Origin of the sequence: Herbaspirillum seropedicae, assembly GCF_001040945.1 — a bacterium.
Taxonomy (GTDB): domain Bacteria; phylum Pseudomonadota; class Gammaproteobacteria; order Burkholderiales; family Burkholderiaceae_D; genus Herbaspirillum; species Herbaspirillum seropedicae.
Genome location: NZ_CP011930.1, coordinates 4,179,711 through 4,197,115, shown reverse-complemented (window position 1 = coordinate 4,197,115; position 17,405 = coordinate 4,179,711). Strand labels below are relative to the sequence as shown.

Annotated in this window: 19 protein-coding genes; 10 read left to right on the top strand and 9 right to left on the bottom strand. The window is 65.0% G+C overall.

Annotation, left to right across the window (positions count from 1 at the left end; genetic code table 11):
• The first annotated feature begins 98 nt into the window (after positions 1–98).
• The gene (locus tag ACP92_RS18250; protein WP_013235608.1) at positions 99–1,001 is read left to right on the top strand and encodes a LysR family transcriptional regulator; all 903 of its coding nucleotides are present in this window, start codon (positions 99–101) and stop codon (positions 999–1,001) included.
• A gap of 613 nt (positions 1,002–1,614) precedes the next feature.
• On the opposite strand, the gene catA is transcribed toward ACP92_RS18250, so the two are convergent.
• Both catA and ACP92_RS18240 read right to left on the bottom strand, forming a co-directional pair.
• Positions 1,615–2,526, bottom strand: coding sequence for a catechol 1,2-dioxygenase (gene catA, locus ACP92_RS18245; RefSeq protein WP_013235607.1), 912 nt, complete (start codon positions 2,524–2,526; stop codon positions 1,615–1,617).
• A gap of 69 nt (positions 2,527–2,595) precedes the next feature.
• Positions 2,596–3,756, bottom strand: a complete 1,161-nt coding sequence (locus ACP92_RS18240; protein ID WP_013235606.1) for a muconate/chloromuconate family cycloisomerase — start codon at positions 3,754–3,756, stop codon at positions 2,596–2,598.
• Positions 3,757–4,012: 256 nt separating this feature from the next.
• Here ACP92_RS18240 and andAc point away from each other — a divergent pair, with 256 nt between their 5' ends.
• The 9 genes from andAc to ACP92_RS18195 all read left to right on the top strand — a co-directional run bounded on the left by andAc (position 4,013) and on the right by ACP92_RS18195 (position 12,484).
• On the top strand, positions 4,013–5,293 hold the full coding sequence (gene andAc / locus ACP92_RS18235; RefSeq protein ID WP_013235605.1) for an anthranilate 1,2-dioxygenase large subunit AndAc: 1,281 nt from the start codon (positions 4,013–4,015) through the stop codon (positions 5,291–5,293).
• Positions 5,290–5,790, top strand: coding sequence for an anthranilate 1,2-dioxygenase small subunit AndAd (gene andAd / locus ACP92_RS18230; RefSeq protein ID WP_013235604.1), 501 nt, complete (start codon positions 5,290–5,292; stop codon positions 5,788–5,790). Before andAc ends, andAd begins: the two co-directional genes overlap by 4 nt.
• Positions 5,791–5,797: 7 nt before the next feature.
• Positions 5,798–6,880: an anthranilate 1,2-dioxygenase ferredoxin subunit AndAb gene (gene andAb / locus ACP92_RS18225; RefSeq protein ID WP_013235603.1), complete on the top strand. Its 1,083-nt coding sequence runs from the start codon at positions 5,798–5,800 to the stop codon at positions 6,878–6,880.
• A 115-nt stretch (positions 6,881–6,995) separates the two neighbouring features.
• Positions 6,996–8,174: an ABC transporter substrate-binding protein gene (locus ACP92_RS18220; RefSeq protein WP_013235602.1), complete on the top strand. Its 1,179-nt coding sequence runs from the start codon at positions 6,996–6,998 to the stop codon at positions 8,172–8,174.
• A 12-nt stretch (positions 8,175–8,186) separates the two neighbouring features.
• Positions 8,187–9,101 carry a branched-chain amino acid ABC transporter permease gene (locus ACP92_RS18215; protein WP_013235601.1) on the top strand — a complete coding sequence of 305 codons (915 nt, stop codon included), beginning with the start codon at positions 8,187–8,189 and terminating at the stop codon, positions 9,099–9,101.
• Between the two features lie 8 nt (positions 9,102–9,109).
• Positions 9,110–10,063, top strand: a complete 954-nt coding sequence (locus ACP92_RS18210; RefSeq protein WP_013235600.1) for a branched-chain amino acid ABC transporter permease — start codon at positions 9,110–9,112, stop codon at positions 10,061–10,063.
• Complete coding sequence (locus ACP92_RS18205; protein WP_013235599.1) at positions 10,053–10,820, top strand: ABC transporter ATP-binding protein; 768 nt, start codon at positions 10,053–10,055, stop codon at positions 10,818–10,820. Before ACP92_RS18210 ends, ACP92_RS18205 begins: the two co-directional genes overlap by 11 nt.
• On the top strand, positions 10,817–11,527 hold the full coding sequence (locus ACP92_RS18200; protein ID WP_013235598.1) for an ABC transporter ATP-binding protein: 711 nt from the start codon (positions 10,817–10,819) through the stop codon (positions 11,525–11,527). The genes ACP92_RS18205 and ACP92_RS18200 overlap by 4 nt, the downstream gene beginning before the upstream one ends.
• Before the next feature lie 87 nt (positions 11,528–11,614).
• The gene (locus ACP92_RS18195) at positions 11,615–12,484 is read left to right on the top strand and encodes an alpha/beta hydrolase (RefSeq protein ID WP_013235597.1); all 870 of its coding nucleotides are present in this window, start codon (positions 11,615–11,617) and stop codon (positions 12,482–12,484) included.
• 26 nt (positions 12,485–12,510) lie between these two features.
• Here the strand turns inward: ACP92_RS18195 and ACP92_RS18190 are convergent, their stop codons facing one another.
• The 7 genes from ACP92_RS18190 to pilV form a co-directional block, all read right to left on the bottom strand.
• Positions 12,511–13,131 (bottom strand): riboflavin synthase, encoded by a 621-nt coding sequence (locus ACP92_RS18190; RefSeq protein WP_013235596.1) that lies wholly within the window; start codon positions 13,129–13,131, stop codon positions 12,511–12,513.
• 47 nt (positions 13,132–13,178) lie between these two features.
• Positions 13,179–14,300 (bottom strand): bifunctional diaminohydroxyphosphoribosylaminopyrimidine deaminase/5-amino-6-(5-phosphoribosylamino)uracil reductase RibD, encoded by a 1,122-nt coding sequence (gene ribD, locus ACP92_RS18185; protein ID WP_048348617.1) that lies wholly within the window; start codon positions 14,298–14,300, stop codon positions 13,179–13,181.
• Between the two features lie 80 nt (positions 14,301–14,380).
• Complete coding sequence (locus tag ACP92_RS18180; protein WP_232284868.1) at positions 14,381–14,878, bottom strand: GspH/FimT family pseudopilin; 498 nt, start codon at positions 14,876–14,878, stop codon at positions 14,381–14,383.
• Positions 14,859–15,341 (bottom strand): type IV pilin protein, encoded by a 483-nt coding sequence (locus ACP92_RS18175; protein ID WP_013235593.1) that lies wholly within the window; start codon positions 15,339–15,341, stop codon positions 14,859–14,861. Before ACP92_RS18175 ends, ACP92_RS18180 begins: the two co-directional genes overlap by 20 nt.
• Before the next feature lie 2 nt (positions 15,342–15,343).
• Positions 15,344–15,949 (bottom strand): pilus assembly protein, encoded by a 606-nt coding sequence (locus tag ACP92_RS18170; protein ID WP_041311155.1) that lies wholly within the window; start codon positions 15,947–15,949, stop codon positions 15,344–15,346.
• Complete coding sequence (locus ACP92_RS18165) at positions 15,946–16,830, bottom strand: PilW family protein (protein WP_013235591.1); 885 nt, start codon at positions 16,828–16,830, stop codon at positions 15,946–15,948. The genes ACP92_RS18170 and ACP92_RS18165 overlap by 4 nt, the downstream gene beginning before the upstream one ends.
• The gene (gene pilV, locus ACP92_RS18160) at positions 16,830–17,342 is read right to left on the bottom strand and encodes a type IV pilus modification protein PilV (RefSeq protein WP_013235590.1); all 513 of its coding nucleotides are present in this window, start codon (positions 17,340–17,342) and stop codon (positions 16,830–16,832) included. The genes ACP92_RS18165 and pilV overlap by 1 nt, the downstream gene beginning before the upstream one ends.
• Between the last annotated feature and the right edge of the window lie 63 nt (positions 17,343–17,405).

Below are 17,405 nucleotides of genomic sequence, written 5' to 3'. Positions count from 1 at the left end.
GGACGCGTGGCTCTCTGGCCCGCTGGCCTTGGATTCTATGCCCTTGGCGCAAGAACGTACAATATCAAATCTGCATCATGGTATGCCTCGGAGGTATAGTGGAACTGCGTCATCTCAAGTATTTCAATGCCGTCGCCAGCACGCTCAGCTTCAGCCGCGCAGCCGAGTTGCTGCACATCGCCCAGCCACCCCTGAGCCGGCAGATCCGCCAGCTCGAGGAGATGCTGGGGGTAGAACTGATCGACCGCGCCTCGCGCCCGATTGCGTTGACCATGGCGGGCAAGTTCTTCTATGAACAGACCTTGCAGGTATTGTCCCGGCTGGAACAGATCGAGGAGGGCACGCGCGTGATCGCCCGTGGGCGGCAGCACTGGTTCAACATCGGCTTCGTGCCTTCGGCCCTGTATGGTCTGTTGCCGGAGATGATCAAGCGTTTCCGCACCGAGATGCCGGAGATCGAGATCGGTTTTTCGGAAATCGTGACCATGGAACAGGTCGAGGCGCTCAAGTCCGGACGCATCGACGTGGGCTTCGGGCGCTTGCCCATCAGCGATCCCGACATCGTCTGCGAGACCATCGTGGAAGAGCCGCTGGTGGCGGTGTTTCCGCTGGGGCATCCGCTGCTGGCGCGCAACAAGGTGACGCTGGCGCAACTGGCGGCGCAACGTTTCATCCTCTACCCGGCGCGACCGCGTCCCAGCTATGCGGACCAGGTGCTGGACATCTTTTCCAGTCGTGCATTGCGTCCGTCCATCGTCAAGGAAGCCAACGAGATGCAGACCGCCATTGGTCTCGTGGCAGCCGGTGTGGGCGTGACCCTGGTGCCGCGTTCGGTGCAGGGTTTGCATCGTTCGGATGTGGTGTACCGGCCGTTGTCCAACAAGGGCGTGCATTCGCCGGTGATCATGAATTTCCGCGCCAATGACCGGTCGTTGCTGCTGGAAAGACTGCGCACCACGGCCGCGACGATTGCGCGCTTGCATGCGCAGGAATATACCTGATCGATATGGCGTACTCGCTGGTCTTTGGACCGCGGGCCTTTGCTCAGTCTTGCCTCACCTCCTCCCGTTCGGACTGAGTAGCGGCGCAGCCGCGTATCGAAGGTGCTCCGAAGGTGTTGCGGGGGTGCAGGCATGTGCGTCTTCGATACGGCCCTGCGGGCCTACTCAGTCCGAACGGGAGTCGAGATTCGATAGGCCGGAGTAGCGTACATTGGGTCCGCAGGCTCTTGCTCAGTCTTGCCTCACCTCCTCCCGTTCGGACTGAGTAGCGGCGCAGCCGCGTATCGAAGGCGCTCCGAAGGTGTTGCGGGGGTGCAGGCATGTGCGTCTTCGATACGGCCCTGCGGGCCTACTCAGTCCGAACGGGAGTCAGGAAGATTCGATAGGCGGGAGTAGCGTACATTGGGTCCGCAGGCTCTTGCTCAGTCTTGCCTCACCTCCTCCCGTTCGGACTGAGTAGCGGCGCAGCCGCGTATCGAAGGCGCTCCGAAGGTGTTGCGGAGGGTACAGGCATGCGCGTCTTCGATCCGGCCCTGTGGGCCTACTCAGTCCGAACGGGAGTCCTGCTGATCAGCATGAGATCAGATCAAGGTCCGATCGCTGCCCGACCGTCTCAAGCCGCCAGCCGCGGCCGATTGATATCGGCCTTGGGCAGGTCAGCCTGTTCCGGCAGCAAGTTGAAGTTGAACTCGATGGCATAGAAGGGCGCATCGACTTCATGCTTGCGGATCTCGGCTGGGTCGGTGACGTGCTTCAGTTCCGGCACCAGGCCCTCGCGGGTGGCGAAGGCGAAGTCATCCCACAGGTACGGATCGCCCGCAATATTGATCTGCGTGGTCAGCTTGCGATAGCCCGGCACGGTGACGAAGAAGTGGATGTGCGCAGGACGGCTGCCATGACGGCCCAGCTTGGTCAGCAGGCGATCGGTCGCGCCACCTGGCGGCACGCTGTAGCCGACCGGCACGCGGCTGCGGAAGCGATAGCGGCCTTGCTCGTCGGTACGGATGGAGCAGCGCAGGTTGAACGGGCTCTGGTCCGGATCGAAGAAGGAATAACGGCCCAGGTGGTTGGCGTGCCAGACTTCCACCAGCGCATTGGCCAGCGGCTTGCCGTGCTCGTCGAAGACCTGGCCTTGCATGAAGAGGGTGTCGCCCGGTTGGGGGTCCTTGTCCATGCGCGCAAAGCCCTTCTGCTCGGGTGCGCCCGAGACGTACAGCGGTCCTTCGATGGTGCGCGGGGTGCCGCCCTGCACGCCACGGCGCGCTTCGGCTTCATCCATGCGCAGGTCGAGGAAATGCTCGAAACCCAGGCCGGCGGCGATCAGGCCGAACTCGCCGGACTTGCCGGCCGAAGTCAGATAATCCACGGCAGCCCAAAATTCTTCCGGCTGCACATCCAGTTCTTCAATCGTATAAAACATGTCGCGCACGAGGCGGTTGACGACGGTCTTGACACGCTGGTTGCCCTCCGCGAGTTCGGTGCTTTCGATTTTTTGCAGTACGGCGTCGATGGCTTTCTTGTCCACTTTGTCTCTCCTGTCTCTGGTTGGATATGTGTGGGGTGGGGCGGTCCGTCCGGTCTCGGGCTTGCGCCTTCAGACCAGCGAGACCAGCGGGGTCTTGCGGTCGCGGCGCAGGGCGTTGACGCGATCCTCATCCAGGGTAATGCCCAGGCCGGGACCGGTCGGCAGTTCCAGGGCGAAGTCACGATAACGCAGCGGCGTGGCCAGGATTTCTTCGGTCAGCAGCAGCGGGCCGAACAGTTCGCTGCCCCAGGCCAGCGTGCCAAAGGTGGCGAACAGCTGGGCCGACGCCATGGTGCCGATGGCGCCTTCGAGCATGGTGCCGCCATACAGCTCGACCTGGGCGGCGCTGGCGATGGCGGCCACCTGCTGCGCACCGGCCAGTCCGCCGGACTGGTTGATCTTCACGGCGAAGACATCGGCGGCGCCCGCGCGCGCGAGCTGGTAGGCGTCTTGCGGGCCGTGCAGGCTTTCATCGGCCATGATGGCGATGCGGTTCTTCTGGCGCAGGCGGCGCAGGCCGTCGTGGTTGCTGGCGGCGATGGGCTGTTCCACCAGGTCCACACCGGCGTCGGCCAGCCATTGCATGCCCAGCATGGCCTCGGTCTCGGTCCAGGCCTGGTTCACATCCACGCGCACGCTGCCACGCTCGCCCAGGGCGCGCTTGATGGCGGCCACGTGGGCGCAATCCTGCTGCACCGTGCGCGCGCCGATCTTGAGCTTGAAGAGATTGTGACGGCGCTGGGCCAGCATCTTCTCGGCTTCATCGATATCGCGGGCGGTGTCGCCGCTGGCCAGGGTCCAGGCGATGGGCAGGCTGTCGCGCACGCGCCCACCGAAGAGCGTGGACAAGGGCACGCCCAGGCGGCGCGCCAGCGCATCCGAGAGCGCAGTCTCGATAGCGCACTTGGCGAAGCGGTTGCCTTGCACGTGTTCATCGATGTGGTGCATGCGGGCGGCGACCTGGTTGGCATCCGCACCCAGCAGCAAGGGCGTGATGTAGGTGTCAATGTTGACCTTGATGCTTTCCGGGCTTTCTTCGCCATAGGCCAGGCCGCCGATGGTGGTGGCCTCGCCCCAGCCGGCCACGCCATCGTTGCCGGTGATGCGCACCAGCACCAGGGTCTGGCGATGCATGGTGGTCATCGACAGACGATGCGGGCGGATGGTGGGAACGTCCAGCAGCAGGACCTCGACGGTTTCGATGGAGGTGGCGGGGAGGGTGGGATTCAAGATGCAGTCCGTGGAAAAGGGATGGCGAAAGCTGACAATGTCTGACCTGGGAGGAATGATAGAAACAAAGCGGTGCTGGTGTCCAAGACCGATTTGGGCATGCTGCATACCTTTTGGGTATAACGAAGCGGCTGTGCAAAAAACGGACAAGACTGGTCGGCAAGTATGCAAATGGCGGATATCCGTCCTCGGGCGGTCTGCCTAAGATGGCTCATCGTCCAGGCCCCACCTGGCATCCAACGATGAGGACCGCAGCATGAATACATCCACTCCGCTTGAACAGCAAGGCTATGCACCGCTGGTGCAATTCCCCCGCACCGACGGGGCGCGCACCCCGTACAAGGTATTCAGCTCCAGGGAGGTCTATGACCTGGAACAGGAGCGCATCTACCGGGGCGAAACCTGGAGCTTCCTGGCGCTGGAAGCCGAGATTCCCAACAATGGCGATTACAAGAGCACCTTCGTGGGCGATACCCCGGTCGTGGTCACCCGCACCGAGGATGGCGCCCTGGCGGCCTGGGTCAACAAGTGTTCGCACCGGGGCGCAATGGTCTGCCGCACCCCGCGCGGCAATGCCAGCTCGCACAGCTGTGCTTACCATCAATGGAGTTTCGATTCGCGCGGCAACCTGCTGGGCGTGCCGTTCCGCCGGGGCCAGAAGGGCGCTACCGGCATGGCCAAGGACTTCGATCCGAAATGCCACGGCCTGCGCCAGTTGCGCGTGGACAGCTACAAGGGCCTGGTCTTCGCCACCTTCAGCGAGACCGTGGAAGCGCTGCCCGACTACATCGGCGCCGAGATGCGTCCGTGGATCGACCGCATCTTCCACAAGCCCATCGTCTACCTCGGCTGCACGCGCCAGTATTCCAAGTCGAACTGGAAGCTCTACCTGGAAAACGTCAAGGACCCGTATCACGCCAGCCTGCTGCACCTGTTCCACACCACCTTCAACATCTTCCGCGTGGGCATGAAGGCGCGCTCGCTGGCCGACAAGCATCACGGCCTGCACAGCATCATCACCGCTACCAAGAATGAAGTGGAGACGGCCGATGCCTACAAGCAGCAGGAGATCCGTTCCTTCGACGAGGGTTTCTCGCTGCAGGACCCGTCGGTGCTGGGCCAGATCAAGGAATTCGAGGAGCTGACCACCAACCACATCCAGCCCATCTTCCCGCAGCTGGTGGTGCAGCAGATCCACAACACGCTCGTGGCGCGCCAGTTGCTGCCCAAGGGGCCCAGCAACTTCGAGCTGGTCTTCCACTTCTTCGGTTACGAAGACGATACCCCCGAACTGCGCGCGCTGCGCATCAAGCAGGCCAACCTGGTGGGGCCGGCCGGCTACATCTCGATGGAAGACACCGAGGCCACCGAACTGGTGCAGCGTGGCACGGCCCGCGATCCCGATCAATGCTCGGTGATCGACATGGCGCGCGACAACCCCGACCAGGAAGACACATTGATCACCGAAAGCCTGATCCGCAAGTTCTGGATGGGCTACCAGAAACTGATGGGCTTCCCGTCCATCGAGAAGGCATGAGCGAGGCAAAGCAGATGCAAAACACGGAACAGATGAGCTTGTGGTTCGAGCTGCACCAATTGCAGGAACGCTACGTGCATGCGCTCGACAATGACCGGCTGGAGCAATGGCCGGAATTCTTCACCGACGATTGCCTGTACGAGATCGTGCCGCGCGAGAACGCCGATGAGGGCCTGCCGATCGGCATCATCTATTGCGACAGCAAGAAGATGCTGCACGACCGCGTGCTCTCGCTGCGCCACGCCAACATCTACGAGGCGCATACCTATCGCCACATGAGCTCCGGCCTGGTGTTCACGCAGAACGCCGATGGTTCGGTCGATGCGCACTCCAGCTATGTGGTGGTGCAGACGCTGCAGAACGGCGAGTCCTTCGTCTATCAGGCGGGACGCTATGAAGACCGCGTGGTCAAGACCGAGGCCGGCTGGCGCTATGCCCGTCGCCGCGTGATCTACGACACGTTGCGCGTGGCGACCCTCTTGGCCACCCCGATCTGAGGCGGCCATGAGCGAGTGGTTCGATGTCGGCCATGCCGATGATTTCGCCGAGGGCGAGGTGGCGGCAGCCCGAGCGGGCGGCCAGGCGGTGGCGGTGTTTCGCCTGGGCGAGGAAATCTTTGCGCTCAAGGACTTGTGTACCCATGGCAATGCCAAGCTTTCCGATGGCTATGTGGAAGATGGCTGCGTCGAGTGTCCGCTGCACCAGGGCCTGTTCGACATCCGTAGCGGCGCACCGCGCTGTGCGCCGGTGACGGAGGCGGTGCGCAGCTTCCCGGTGCGCGTGGTCGCGGGCCGGGTCGAGATCGGGGTGGGCGGGGAGGGCGGTGGGGGCGATGTGCTCACCGTCGCGAGCCCCGCACCAGCAGCGCAGCAAGTACAGGCCACCCTGGAAAGCCTCACCCGCGCCGCCCCGGATGTGGCCATCCTGCGTCTGCGTTGTGCTGCTCCGCTGTCGTATCGCGCCGGCCAGTACATCGACCTGCTGCTGGAAGATGGCCAGCGCCGCAGCTATTCCATGGCGACCTATGCCAAGGACGGCAGTGATCTGCTGGAGCTGCACGTGCGCCACCTGCCCGGCGGACTGTTCACGGACCGCCTCTTCAACGGTATGCAGCCGGGTCAGCAGTTCTCGCTCGAAGGACCCGCCGGCAGCTTCTTCATGCGCGAGGGCACGCAGCCGCTGATCCTGCTGGCCAGTGGCACAGGATTTGCTCCGGTCAAGGCGCTGGTGGAAGAAGCCATCGCCAGCGGCAGCACCCGTGCGATGCGCTTGTACTGGGGCGGTCGCCGTGCAGCCGATCTGTATCTCGATGCCCTGTGCCGTGACTGGGCGGCGAGCCTGCCGTGGTTCGACTACGTGCCGGTGCTCTCGGAGGCCGATGCGACCAGTGGCTGGAGCGGTCGCACCGGCCTGGTCCACCGGGCCGTGATGCAGGATGTGCCTGCGATGCAGCAATATCAGGTCTATGCCTGTGGCGCGCCGGTCGTGGTAGAGTCAGCGCGGCGCGATTTCACGGCCGCCTGCGGGTTGTCGGAGACGGCGTTCTTTGCCGATGCCTTCGTTTCCAGGGCAGACCTGCGGAAATAGTTTCCGGGTCGTTGCGCGTGATGCTCCGGTGTCATGCGCGACCATGCGCGCCAGCTTCACGGCATTGCAGCTTCACACCGAATTCAAACCATAGAACCTAGAGGGGAATCCAGGCATGAATCGACTGAGCAAAGTGGCAGGTGCGGTAATGATGGCGATGGCGGTGGGCGCAAGCCTGCCCGCCCAGGCGGCCGATGTGGTGAAGGTGGGCTTCCTGACCACGCTGAGTGGTCCGGCCAGCGCGCCGGGCGTGGATGAACGCGAGGGCTTCATGCTGGCCTTGAAGACCCTGGGTAACAAGCTCGGCGGCGTGCCTGCCGAAGTCATCGTGGTGGACGACCAGTTCAGTCCCGACGCCGCCAAGCAGGGCGCGGACCGTCTCATCAAGCGCGAGAAGGTCGATATCCTGAGCGGCTTCGTCTACTCCAACATCCTGCTGGCCGTGGCGCCTGCCGCTTTCGCCAGCAAGACCGTGGTGGTCAGCGCCAACGCCGGTCCGGCACAACTGGCCGGTGCGGGCTGCAACCCGTATTTCTTCAGCGCCAGCTACCAGAACGACGCCGCTCATGAAGCGGCTGGCAAGCTCATGGCCGACAAGGGCTACCAGCGCGTGGCCATCATCGCCCCCAATTATCCGGCGGGCAAGGATGCTTCGGCTGGCTTCAAGCGCTTCCTGAAGAAAGATCCCGCCGTCGAACTCTTCCCCAAGCTTGGTCAGCTCGATTTCGCCACCGAGATCGCCCAGCTGCGCGCCGCCAATATCGATGCCCTGTATTTCTTCCTGCCGGGTGGCATGGGGGTGAATTTCGTGAAGCAATATGCGGCCGCCGGCATGGACCCCAAGATCGTGCGCGTGATGCCCGCCTATGACGCCGACCAGCAGATGCTCTCCAACGGCGACCTCATCGCTGGCGTGGCCAATACCGGCCAGTGGTCCAGTGACCTGCCCAATGAGCAGAACCGCGCCTTCGTGGCGGCCTACCTCAAGGAATATGGTCGTCAGCCCTCGATGTTTGCCTCCCAGGCCTATGACGCGGCCATGCTCATCGATAGCGCCGTCAAGGCCGTCGGCGGCAAGGTCGAGAACCGCGAAGCCCTGATCGCGGCGATCAAGACGGCCAACTTCAAGTCGGTGCGCGGTGGGTTCAGGTTTGCGGCCAACCATTTCCCGATCCAGAACCAGTATGCCCGGGTAGTGACCAAGGGCGCCGACGGCAAGTACGTCAACAACATGACGCAGACGGTGCTGACGGACCACGTCGATGCCTATGTCGGCCAATGCAAGATGCCATGAGGACGGTGCACCTTGGGTAATCTGATCTTCGAGCAGGTGCTCAACAGTCTGCAGTTCGGCGTCATGCTGTTCCTGATCGCATCAGGATTGACACTGATCTTTGGCGTGATGAACTTCGTGAACCTGGCGCACGGCAGCTTCTTCATGATCGGCGCCTACGTGGCGGCGGTGGTGGCCGGCGCCAGTGGTTCCTTCTGGCTGGGTCTGCTGGTGGCGCTGCCGGCCACGGCTGCACTGGGTTTCCTGCTGGAGTGGGTGGTGTTCCGGCGGCTCTACCAGAAGGACCACATGGTGCAGGTGCTGGCCACCTTTGCCTTCATCCTGATCTTCAATGATGGCGTGCGCATGATCTGGGGGCCGCAGCCGCTGCCGCTGAACATGCCGGCGGCCTTTGCCGGTCCGGTCAATTTGTTCGGACTGCCGTATTCCAGCTATCGCCTGCTGGTGATGGCGGTGGGCGTGGTGGTGGCCATTGCGCTGTACTTCCTCATCAATCGCACCCGGATCGGCATGTGGGTGCGCGCCGGCGCCAACAACCTGGAGATGGTCACGGCCATGGGCATCAACATCCGCCTGCTGTTCCGGCTGGTGTTCAGCTTCGGGCTACTGCTGGCGGCGCTGGCGGGCATCATGCTGGGGCCGCTGGTGGCGGTGCAGGCCGGCATGGGTGACGATGTGCTGATCCTGGCTTTCGTGGTGGTGGTCATCGGTGGCATCGGTTCGGTGCCGGGCGCGGCCATCGGCGCGCTCATCGTGGGGGTGGTCGATACACTGGGGCGCAGCTTGCTGCCGCAGCTGTTCGCGCTGTTCCTCAGCGCCGATGCGGCGGCCTCGGTCGGTCCGGCGCTGGGCTCGATGATGATCTATCTGGTGATGATCGCGGTGCTGTTCTGGCGACCCAGCGGTCTGTTCCCTGCCCGTACCTGAGGAGTTCCATGCAACGTCTGTTCATTCCCCTGTTGCTCGTCCTGGCGCTGCTGTTGCCTTTGCTGGCGCAGGCCAGCGGGATGGAGTACTACATCGGCGTGCTCACCCGCATCCTGATTTTTGCGATGGTGGCGGCCAGCCTCAATTTCATCCTTGGCTACGGCGGCATGGTCAGCTTCGGCCATGCGGTGTTCTTCGGTCTGGGCGCCTACGTCACGGCCATCGCCAGTTTCCATGGCGTGACCAGCGCCTGGTTGATCTGGCTGCTCGCCGCGCTGGTGACGGCCCTGGTGGGGCTGGTCATCGGCGTGATTGCACTGCGCACGCGGGCGGTGTATTTCATCATGATCACCATGGCGCTGGCGCAATTGTTCTACTACTTCTTCGTGGGCTTCCGGTATTACGGCGGTGACGATGGTTTGCAGGTGACGGCGCGTCCGCTGCTGGGCTTCGGTCTCGACATGAGCGGTGACAACGCCTTCTACTGGGTGGTGCTGGCCTGGCTGGCGGCCAGCTTTATCTTGCTGCAGCGGCTGCTGGCCTCGCGCTTCGGGCTGGCCTTGAATGCGATCCGGCAGAACGAACGGCGCGCCCAGGCCATTGGCTATCCGGCGCTGCGCTACAAGCTGGCGGCCTTCGTGATTGCCGCCGTCATCGCGGGCATCGCCGGCAGTCTCATCGGCATGAGCAATCTCTTCGCCAGTCCCAAGCTGCTGCACTGGTCACAGTCCGGCATCCTGCTGGTGATGGTGGCGCTGGGCGGGGTCGGCTATTTCTACGGCGGCCTGTTGGGGGCAGCGGCCTTCCTGTTGCTGGAAGAGGTGCTGTCCACCCATTTCGAATACTGGCAGATCTATGTCGGCCTGATCCTCTTGCTGGTGGTGATGGTGGCGCCGCGTGGCGTCAGTTCACTGGTCAGCATCGGCAAGACACTCAAGCAGGGAGAGCAGCATGGTGCGTGAACCGGCAGCCCTGGCGCTCGTGGTCAAGGGCCTCAAGAAGAACTACGGTGGCCTCGCCGCCACGCGCGATGTGGATCTGGAGATTGCTGCCGGCCAGGTGCACGCCATCATCGGCCCCAACGGGGCGGGCAAGACGACCTTGCTGTCGCTGCTCTCGGGGGCGCTGGCGGCCGATGCGGGCGAGATCCACCTGTTCGGCCAGCCCATGCATGGCCATGCCGAGCAGGCCCGGGTCGCGGCAGGACTGGTGCGTTCGTTCCAGATCACCAGTGTCTTCGATGAACTGAGCGTGCTGGAGAATCTCCAGGTCGCCGTGCAGCGCGGCCAGCATCGCAGCTATGGTTTCTTCCACGCCAGCGCCGGTGATCGCGCTGCACGCGAGGCGGCGATGACGGTGGCGCGTCGGGTGGGCCTGGAGAAGGTGGTGCATCAATTGTCCTCACAGCTCTCGCACGGCGCCCGCCGTCGCCTGGACGTGGGGCTGGCCATCGCCTGTAGTCCGCGTGTGCTGCTCATGGATGAGCCGATGGCCGGCATGGGGCATGAGGAGTCCGGCGACATGATCGCGCTGATCCAGTCCCTCAAGGAGGAGCTGACGGTGGTGCTGGTGGAACATGACATGGAGGCCGTCTTCGCCCTCGCCGACCGCATGACGGTGCTGGTACAGGGGGCGGTGCTGGCCACCGGCAGCGTGGACGAGATCCGCGCCAATGCCGAGGTCAAGCTGGCCTACCTGGGCGAGGAGGAAACGCAATGAGTGCTTTGCTGGAAGTGGAAGGCCTGACCGGCGGCTATGGTGCGAGCCAGGTGCTGTTCGGGATCGACATGCAGGTCAGGGAAGGCGAAGTGGTAACCCTGCTGGGCCGCAATGGCATGGGCAAGACCACCACGCTGCGCACCATCCTCGGATTGAATCGCCCGACCGGCGGCGTGGTGCGCTTCCGTGGTGAAGCCATCCACAGCGCCAGTGCTGACGCCATTGCCCGCCGCGGCATGGCCATCGTGCCGGAAGGACGGCAGATCTTCAAGAACCTGAGCGTGGAAGAAAATCTTTCCGCCTTCGCGGCGCGCCGCAATGGCCGCGACAATCCGTGGACACTGGAAAAGATTTATCAACAGTTCCCGCGCCTGAAGGAGCGCCGCCACAATGGCGGCGGGCAGCTCTCCGGCGGCGAGCAGCAGATGCTGGCCATCGGCCGCGCGCTGATGACCAATCCGCATCTGTTGATCCTCGACGAAGCCACCGAAGGCCTGGCGCCGCTGGTGCGCGAGGAAATCTGGTCCTGCCTGAAAGCCCTGCGCGAATACGGCCTGACCATCATCGTCATCGACAAGTACATCAAGCGCCTGATCGGCTTTGCCGACCAGCACACCATTCTCGAAAAGGGCAAGGTGGTCTGGCAGGGCGATTCGGCGCAGCTGTCGGTGCAGACGGAATTGTGGGATCAGTATCTGAGCGTCTAGCACCTGGCTTCTCCGGGCAATGAACAATGAACAATGAGCCATTAACTCGTGGTTAATGCTGTGGCAATCAGCCTTAAGGAAAATTGAATGCTTCATTCCGGCATCAGCATCAGTACGGACACCCGTCGCGTCCTTTGTCCCGTCGCCGAGTGCGAGGCGGGTTACAACCTCAAGGCGGCCTTCCCGGATTTTCCCCAGGTGCTGCAGCAGTGGCAGCAGGCCACCGCCGCCATTGCCGATACGCTGCTGACCGAGTCCGACATCTCCTATGGTGACGCGCCGCTGCAGCGTTTCGACTTCTATCGTGCAGAGGGCGCGCAGCGGCCCTTGCTGGTGTTCATCCACGGCGGCTATTGGCAAGGGGGCGACAAGCGCGATATCGGCTTCATTGCTGCGCCTTACGTCAAGGCGGGCATCAGCGTGGCAGTGATCAATTATTCGCTGGCGCCGCAGGCGCGCATCGAGGATATGGTGAAGGAGGTGCAGGCCTGTCTTTCCACCATTGCGCAGCAGGCCGAGCGTCTCGGCATCGATGTGGATCGCATCTCGCTGATGGGGCATTCGGCGGGCGGTCATCTGGCGGCCTTTGTCGCCGCGCAGCCGGGGAGGATGCCGGTACAGGCGGTGTTCGCCATCAGTGGTGTATTCGATCTGGCGCCCTTGATCCCGACGTCGCTCAACAAGGCGCTGACGCTGGATCAGGTGCGCGCCGATGCGCTCTCGCCAGTGTTGCAGACGGGTCCGGCGCAGACCCGCGTGCACACCATCATCGGTGAACTGGAGACCTTGCAATTCCACCTGCAGGCGGCGGTGATGGCCAATTGCTGGCCGCAGGTGGTGGCGCATCATGTGGTGCCTGATACGCATCATTACACGGTGCTGTTCCCGCTGGCCGATGCGGACAGTTCCGTGTGCAGGGCGGTGATTGCGGAAATGAACAGCGCAGGCCGGCGCTAGGGCAAGGCCTGCGCAAGGACGAGGGATCAGGAAGCCTGCGAGGACGACAGCATGCGCTCCACATACCGCGCAATCAGATCGATCTCCAGATTGACCTTGCTACCCGCCTTCAGATGCTTGAACGTGGTCACTTCCACCGTATGCGGAATCAGGTTGATGGAGAAGCGGCAGGCTTCAGCCAGGTCTTCCACGCGGTTGACCGTCAGCGACACCCCATTGACCACGATCGATCCCTTGTAGGCGAGGTACTTGCCTAGCGCCTTGGGCGCATCGACGATGAGTTCGCGCGATTCGCCCACCGGCTCGAAGGAATGCACCTGGCCCAGGCCATCGACGTGGCCGGAAACGAGGTGGCCGCCCAGGCGCTCGGCCAGGGTCAGGGCTTTTTCCAGGTTGACTTCTCCGGGGGCGTCCAGGCCGGCGGTCAGGCGCAGGCTTTCACGCGAGACATCGACGGTGAAACCGTTGGCGGTCTTCTCGACCACGGTCATGCAGGCGCCGTTCAGGGCGATCGAATCGCCCAGTCCCACATCGGCCATGGGCAGGCTGCCGGCGTCAATGGTCAGGCGCACGCCAGCGTCCGGGCCGGCGGCCAGAGGGGTGACGGAAGTGATGGTGCCGATGGCGGCGACGATTCCTGTAAACATGGTTCAGTCCTGAGACGAAAATCTAAAAAAGAGAAATCCAAACGCGATCATTCGAAACGAGCAAGGATACGCAAATCCGCCCCGACCTGCTTGACCTCATGGAAACGGATGCCGATCTTGCCCGACAGGTCTTCCAGCGGCGGCAGCTCGAACATGTTGCGGCCGTCGCCGATCAGGGACGGCGCCAGGTAGACCAGCAGTTCATCCACGCAGCCTTCGCGCAGCAATGCGCCATTGAGCCGGGCGCCGGCTTCCACGTGCAATTCATTGATCTGGCGCTGGCCTAGTTCGCGCATCAGGCCGGGCAGGTCGACCTTGCCCTGCTCATTGGCCAGCAGGATCACCTCGGCGCCCTCGGCTTCGAGGGCGGCGCGCTTGTCGCGGTCGTCAGTGGCGGTGAAGACCCAGGTGTTGCCGCCCTGGATCACCCGCGCCTCGGGTGAAACGATGAGCTTGCTGTCGATGACGATGCGGCGCGGCTGGCGCGGGGTCTCGATGGCGCGTACGGTCAGTTGCGCGTCGTCCTTCTGGATGGTGCCGATGCCGGCCATGATGGCGCAGGCGCGGGCGCGCCAGATGTGGCCGTCGTCACGGGCGGCCTGGCCGGTGATCCACTGGCTCACGCCATTGTGCAAGGCGGTCTTGCCGTCCAGGCTGGCGGCGCTCTTCATGCGTACCCAGGGGCGGCCGGTGCGCATGCGGTGCAGGAAGCCGATATTGATGTCGCGCGCTTCTTCTTCCAGCAGGCCGCAGCTGACCTCGATGCCGGCGGCCTGCAGGCGCGCCAGGCCCTGTCCGGCCACCATGGGGTTGGGGTCGGCGATGGCCGCGACCACCCGCGCTACGCCGGCACGGATGAGGGCGTCGGCGCAGGGTGGGGTGCGGCCGAAGTGGCTGCAGGGTTCCAGGGTGACGTAGACGGTCGCGCCGCGCACGTCGTGGCCACGCGCGGCGGCGTCGGCCATGGCCTGGATCTCGGCGTGGTTGCCGCCGGGCGGCTGGGTGAAGCCGGCGCCGATGATGCGCTGGTCCTTGACGATGACGCAGCCCACACGCGGATTGGGCGTGGTGTCGAGCATGCCGAAGCCGGCCTGGATCAGGGCCAGCGCCATGGCCTGCTGGTCGTTCTCGATCTCGAATTGGTAGAGCGGTTCGGTGATGGAAGTCATGGGCGATAGAGAAAGCTGCCCAGGCAGGCCCGGGCGATGCCCGCCAATATACACGCCTTTGGCCGGGCGGCAAGACCGGCTCAGTCAAGCTCGGCCTTGCTGCACTGGGTCTCCCTGGCGGGATTGCAGACCCGCGCGCGGCCCAGGAAATTGATCACCACCACGCGACTGCGCCCGTCGCTGCTGAAGTGCCAGCTGCCGCGGGTGAGCGGTTGGCCATTGGGCTGGTAGCCCAGCACTTCGCCGCCGGCGGTATGGGCCACGCTGATGCCGGCGGGCAGCGCCGGCTCGCGCCGCAGCACGCGCTGGCCGACCTCGATCTGCCATCCGCGCTCCCAATGCAGGCCGTCGCTGGGGCGCATCTCGGCGCGGCGGGCGTGGCGCAGCGCCTGCGCACGCGCCAGGCTCACGCCGTGGAAGAACTGGTTGGCGGCGGCGACCAGCCGCTGTTCGGCCGCGGCCTGCTGTAGCGCCGGCACGCCTGCGGCCAGCAGCAGGCTGACGATGAGCAGCACCACCATCAGCTCGATGAGCGTGAAGCCGCGCGCGTCCATGCGCTCACCAGCAGTCCGGTCCATCGGCGCTGCGGCCGCCGCGACTGTCGGCGTGGAGCCGGCCGCAGGCGCTGTCGCTGAAACCGGCATGGACGCCGGGGCCGCCCGGGGTGGCCGTCACCAGCACGCAGCTGTCCAGCGAGGCGCCGTCGCAGGCGCGCGCCGAGAGGGCGTAGGCGCTGGTCTGGGGCGTGCCGCCGGAATACCATTTGAAGTCGTCGCTCTCGCCCGGCACGCCCTGGGCGGGCTCGAAGGCCTGGTAGCGCTGCTGGTAGGCGAACTGGCGCTCCTGTTGCAGCAGCACTTGCAGCAGGGCGGCGCGGCCTTCGGCGCGGCGCGCTTTCAGGACGGCGTGCTGGTAGCTGCTCCAGCTCAGTCCGGCCAGCACCATCACCACCAGCAGGGCGGCCATCAGTTCGGTCAGGGTGAAGCCTGGCTGGCGGTGAAGCCGGCGGATCAAGAGGAAAGGGGGCGGGAAGGGTGTCATGCTCACTCCATGTCGGGAAGGAAAAGCGGGCGCCAGGCCAGGGTGCGGCAACTGGCAGGCGCTGCGTGCGGGTCGGGATGCCGCACCAGCGCCTGCAGCGCCACCTGCGCGCCATCACGGCCATAGCCGATGGCGTTGAGGCGGTACAGCGCGGTGGTCGTGTCGTCAGCGCCGGTGGCGGCAGCGCCGTCGGTCAACTGCTCGATCAGGTAGCGCGGTGGGCTTATACCCGGCAGAGCGGGGAAGCGGCGTCCGGTGAACTGCCCGTACTGCGCCGAGATGGCCTGCGCGCCATGCAACTGCGCGCTTTGCCAGGTGCTGCGGTGCGCGCGTCCCAGGCACCAGCCAGCGCCTGCCGGGTCGTGGCGGCAGCCTGCCTGCGGTGCGGCGGCATCCTTGCTGGGCGCACGCCCCTGGCGCAGGTCGAGGCAGGCATCGTCCAGCGCGGCCTGGGCGGCCAGATGGGCCTGGGCGTGTTCGGCGTGATTGCGGGCAGCCTGCTCGGAGAGCAACAGCAGCGAGGTCGCCGCTGCGCCCAGCAACAGGATCAGGCTCAACAGGGTGAGTGCAATCATCAGGGTGGCGCCGCGCTGGCGCGTGTGCTTCATGGGCCTGCTCCAGGCGAGCGCAGGTTGCGCAGCAAGACCGTGGCGCGGAAGACGGCGCGCCGCCTGTCCTCGCCGGGGGCGGCGTCCACGGTCCAGCCGGGCGGGGTCGGCGGGGGCGCGGCCAGCAGTTCGTAGCGGCGTGGACTGACGACGTCGCGGGGCCGTTGCCGCTCGCCGCGCACCAGCAGCGCGATCTGCACCAGCACCACCTGGGACCACTGCGCCGCTGACATGTCGGAGGCATCGCGCCATTGATCGGGCGCGCCGTCGCTATCGCTGTCGATGGCGTAGCGCAACTGCATGGCTTCCACGCCTCGGGCGATGGCGTCGGAAGTCCACACGCCATGGCGGCCCTGGTAGCGGCAACGCAGTTCGGGTTCGCCGCTGGAACCGGCGGCGATGTAGTAGATCATCCAGTGACGCGCCGACTCTTCCAGAGGGCCGGTGGGCGCGGGCGCACCGCTGCAGTTGCCGACCTGAGCGCGGCTGGCAGGCGCTGCGCCGAACAGGCCCAGCATCAGCAGGTCGCTGTGATGCAGGCCATCACCGGTGCTGCCGCCGAACTGGCCGGTTGCCGGATCATGGAGTTCGGCCTGGCGGCTGTCGTCCACTCCGCGCAGGCCGGCGGCTAGCGCCGGTGGCTGGCGCAGGTCTTCCCAGGGCAGGTGGCCGGCCTGGCGCAGCGCTTGCTGCAGGTGATCCAGCACCAGGCGGCCGGTCTCGTTGACGCGGCTGGCGTCGTCGATGTCTTCGTAGCTCTCGCGCGCCTGTTGCAGCAGCACGCCGGCGGCCAGCACCACCAGCAGCCCCACGGCCAGCGCCACCATCAGTTCGACCAGGGTGAGGCCGGCCTGCCTGCGTGGAGACGATGGCGCGCGCATCAGTGGCCCAGCGCCAGGGTCAGCATCGGCAGCGCGGCTGCGCTGGCTGTCCCCGGTCGCCGCCAGGAGAGCCTGAAGATCACCGGCGCAGCGGGGGTGTGGTCACAGGACCAGCTTTGTTGCGGCGTCTGGCCGCCATCACGGCAGACCGCCACCCGCGCGCCGGGAAACCCGCGCACCAGGCGTGCGCTCCAGTCGGCGATGGCTGCGCTGGCGAAGTCGGCGGCGCTGCATGGGGTGTTGCTGCAGGCGATGTGCGAGCCTGGAGCGCGACCACCGTCGAATGCAAACAGGGTGGGATCGGCCATGCCCGGGGCCGGTGCCAGGGCGGCGCGCAATTCGGCCAGTTCCAGCGCCATGAGGGTAGCGCGGGCGTGCAGGGCGCTGTCGTGGCTGCTGCGCAGGGCATGCAGTTGCAGCATGACCATGGCCAGTGCCCCGGTCCCCACCACCAGCATGGCCACCAGCACTTCGATCAGGGAAAAACCGGAGACTAGGGCTGGCGCGCGCATGCGGCATTCCTCCATGGAAAGCCGCGAGTGTAGGCAAAAGCGCAAAGCGCCTCCAGCAGGAGG

Coding starts and splice junctions, on each gene's coding strand:
- andAc (WP_013235605.1), top strand. CDS start 4,013: ATGAATACATCCACTCCGCTTGAACAGCAAGGCTATGCACCGCTGGTG.
- andAd (WP_013235604.1), top strand. CDS start 5,290: ATGAGCGAGGCAAAGCAGATGCAAAACACGGAACAGATGAGCTTGTGG.
- andAb (WP_013235603.1), top strand. CDS start 5,798: ATGAGCGAGTGGTTCGATGTCGGCCATGCCGATGATTTCGCCGAGGGC.
- ACP92_RS18220 (WP_013235602.1), top strand. CDS start 6,996: ATGAATCGACTGAGCAAAGTGGCAGGTGCGGTAATGATGGCGATGGCG.
- ACP92_RS18210 (WP_013235600.1), top strand. CDS start 9,110: ATGCAACGTCTGTTCATTCCCCTGTTGCTCGTCCTGGCGCTGCTGTTG.
- ACP92_RS18205 (WP_013235599.1), top strand. CDS start 10,053: ATGGTGCGTGAACCGGCAGCCCTGGCGCTCGTGGTCAAGGGCCTCAAG.
- ACP92_RS18200 (WP_013235598.1), top strand. CDS start 10,817: ATGAGTGCTTTGCTGGAAGTGGAAGGCCTGACCGGCGGCTATGGTGCG.
- ACP92_RS18195 (WP_013235597.1), top strand. CDS start 11,615: ATGCTTCATTCCGGCATCAGCATCAGTACGGACACCCGTCGCGTCCTT.
- ACP92_RS18190 (WP_013235596.1), bottom strand. CDS start 13,131: ATGTTTACAGGAATCGTCGCCGCCATCGGCACCATCACTTCCGTCACC.
- ribD (WP_048348617.1), bottom strand. CDS start 14,300: ATGACTTCCATCACCGAACCGCTCTACCAATTCGAGATCGAGAACGAC.
- ACP92_RS18180 (WP_232284868.1), bottom strand. CDS start 14,878: ATGGACCGGACTGCTGGTGAGCGCATGGACGCGCGCGGCTTCACGCTC.
- ACP92_RS18175 (WP_013235593.1), bottom strand. CDS start 15,341: ATGACACCCTTCCCGCCCCCTTTCCTCTTGATCCGCCGGCTTCACCGC.
- ACP92_RS18170 (WP_041311155.1), bottom strand. CDS start 15,949: ATGAAGCACACGCGCCAGCGCGGCGCCACCCTGATGATTGCACTCACC.
- ACP92_RS18165 (WP_013235591.1), bottom strand. CDS start 16,830: ATGCGCGCGCCATCGTCTCCACGCAGGCAGGCCGGCCTCACCCTGGTC.
- pilV (WP_013235590.1), bottom strand. CDS start 17,342: ATGCGCGCGCCAGCCCTAGTCTCCGGTTTTTCCCTGATCGAAGTGCTG.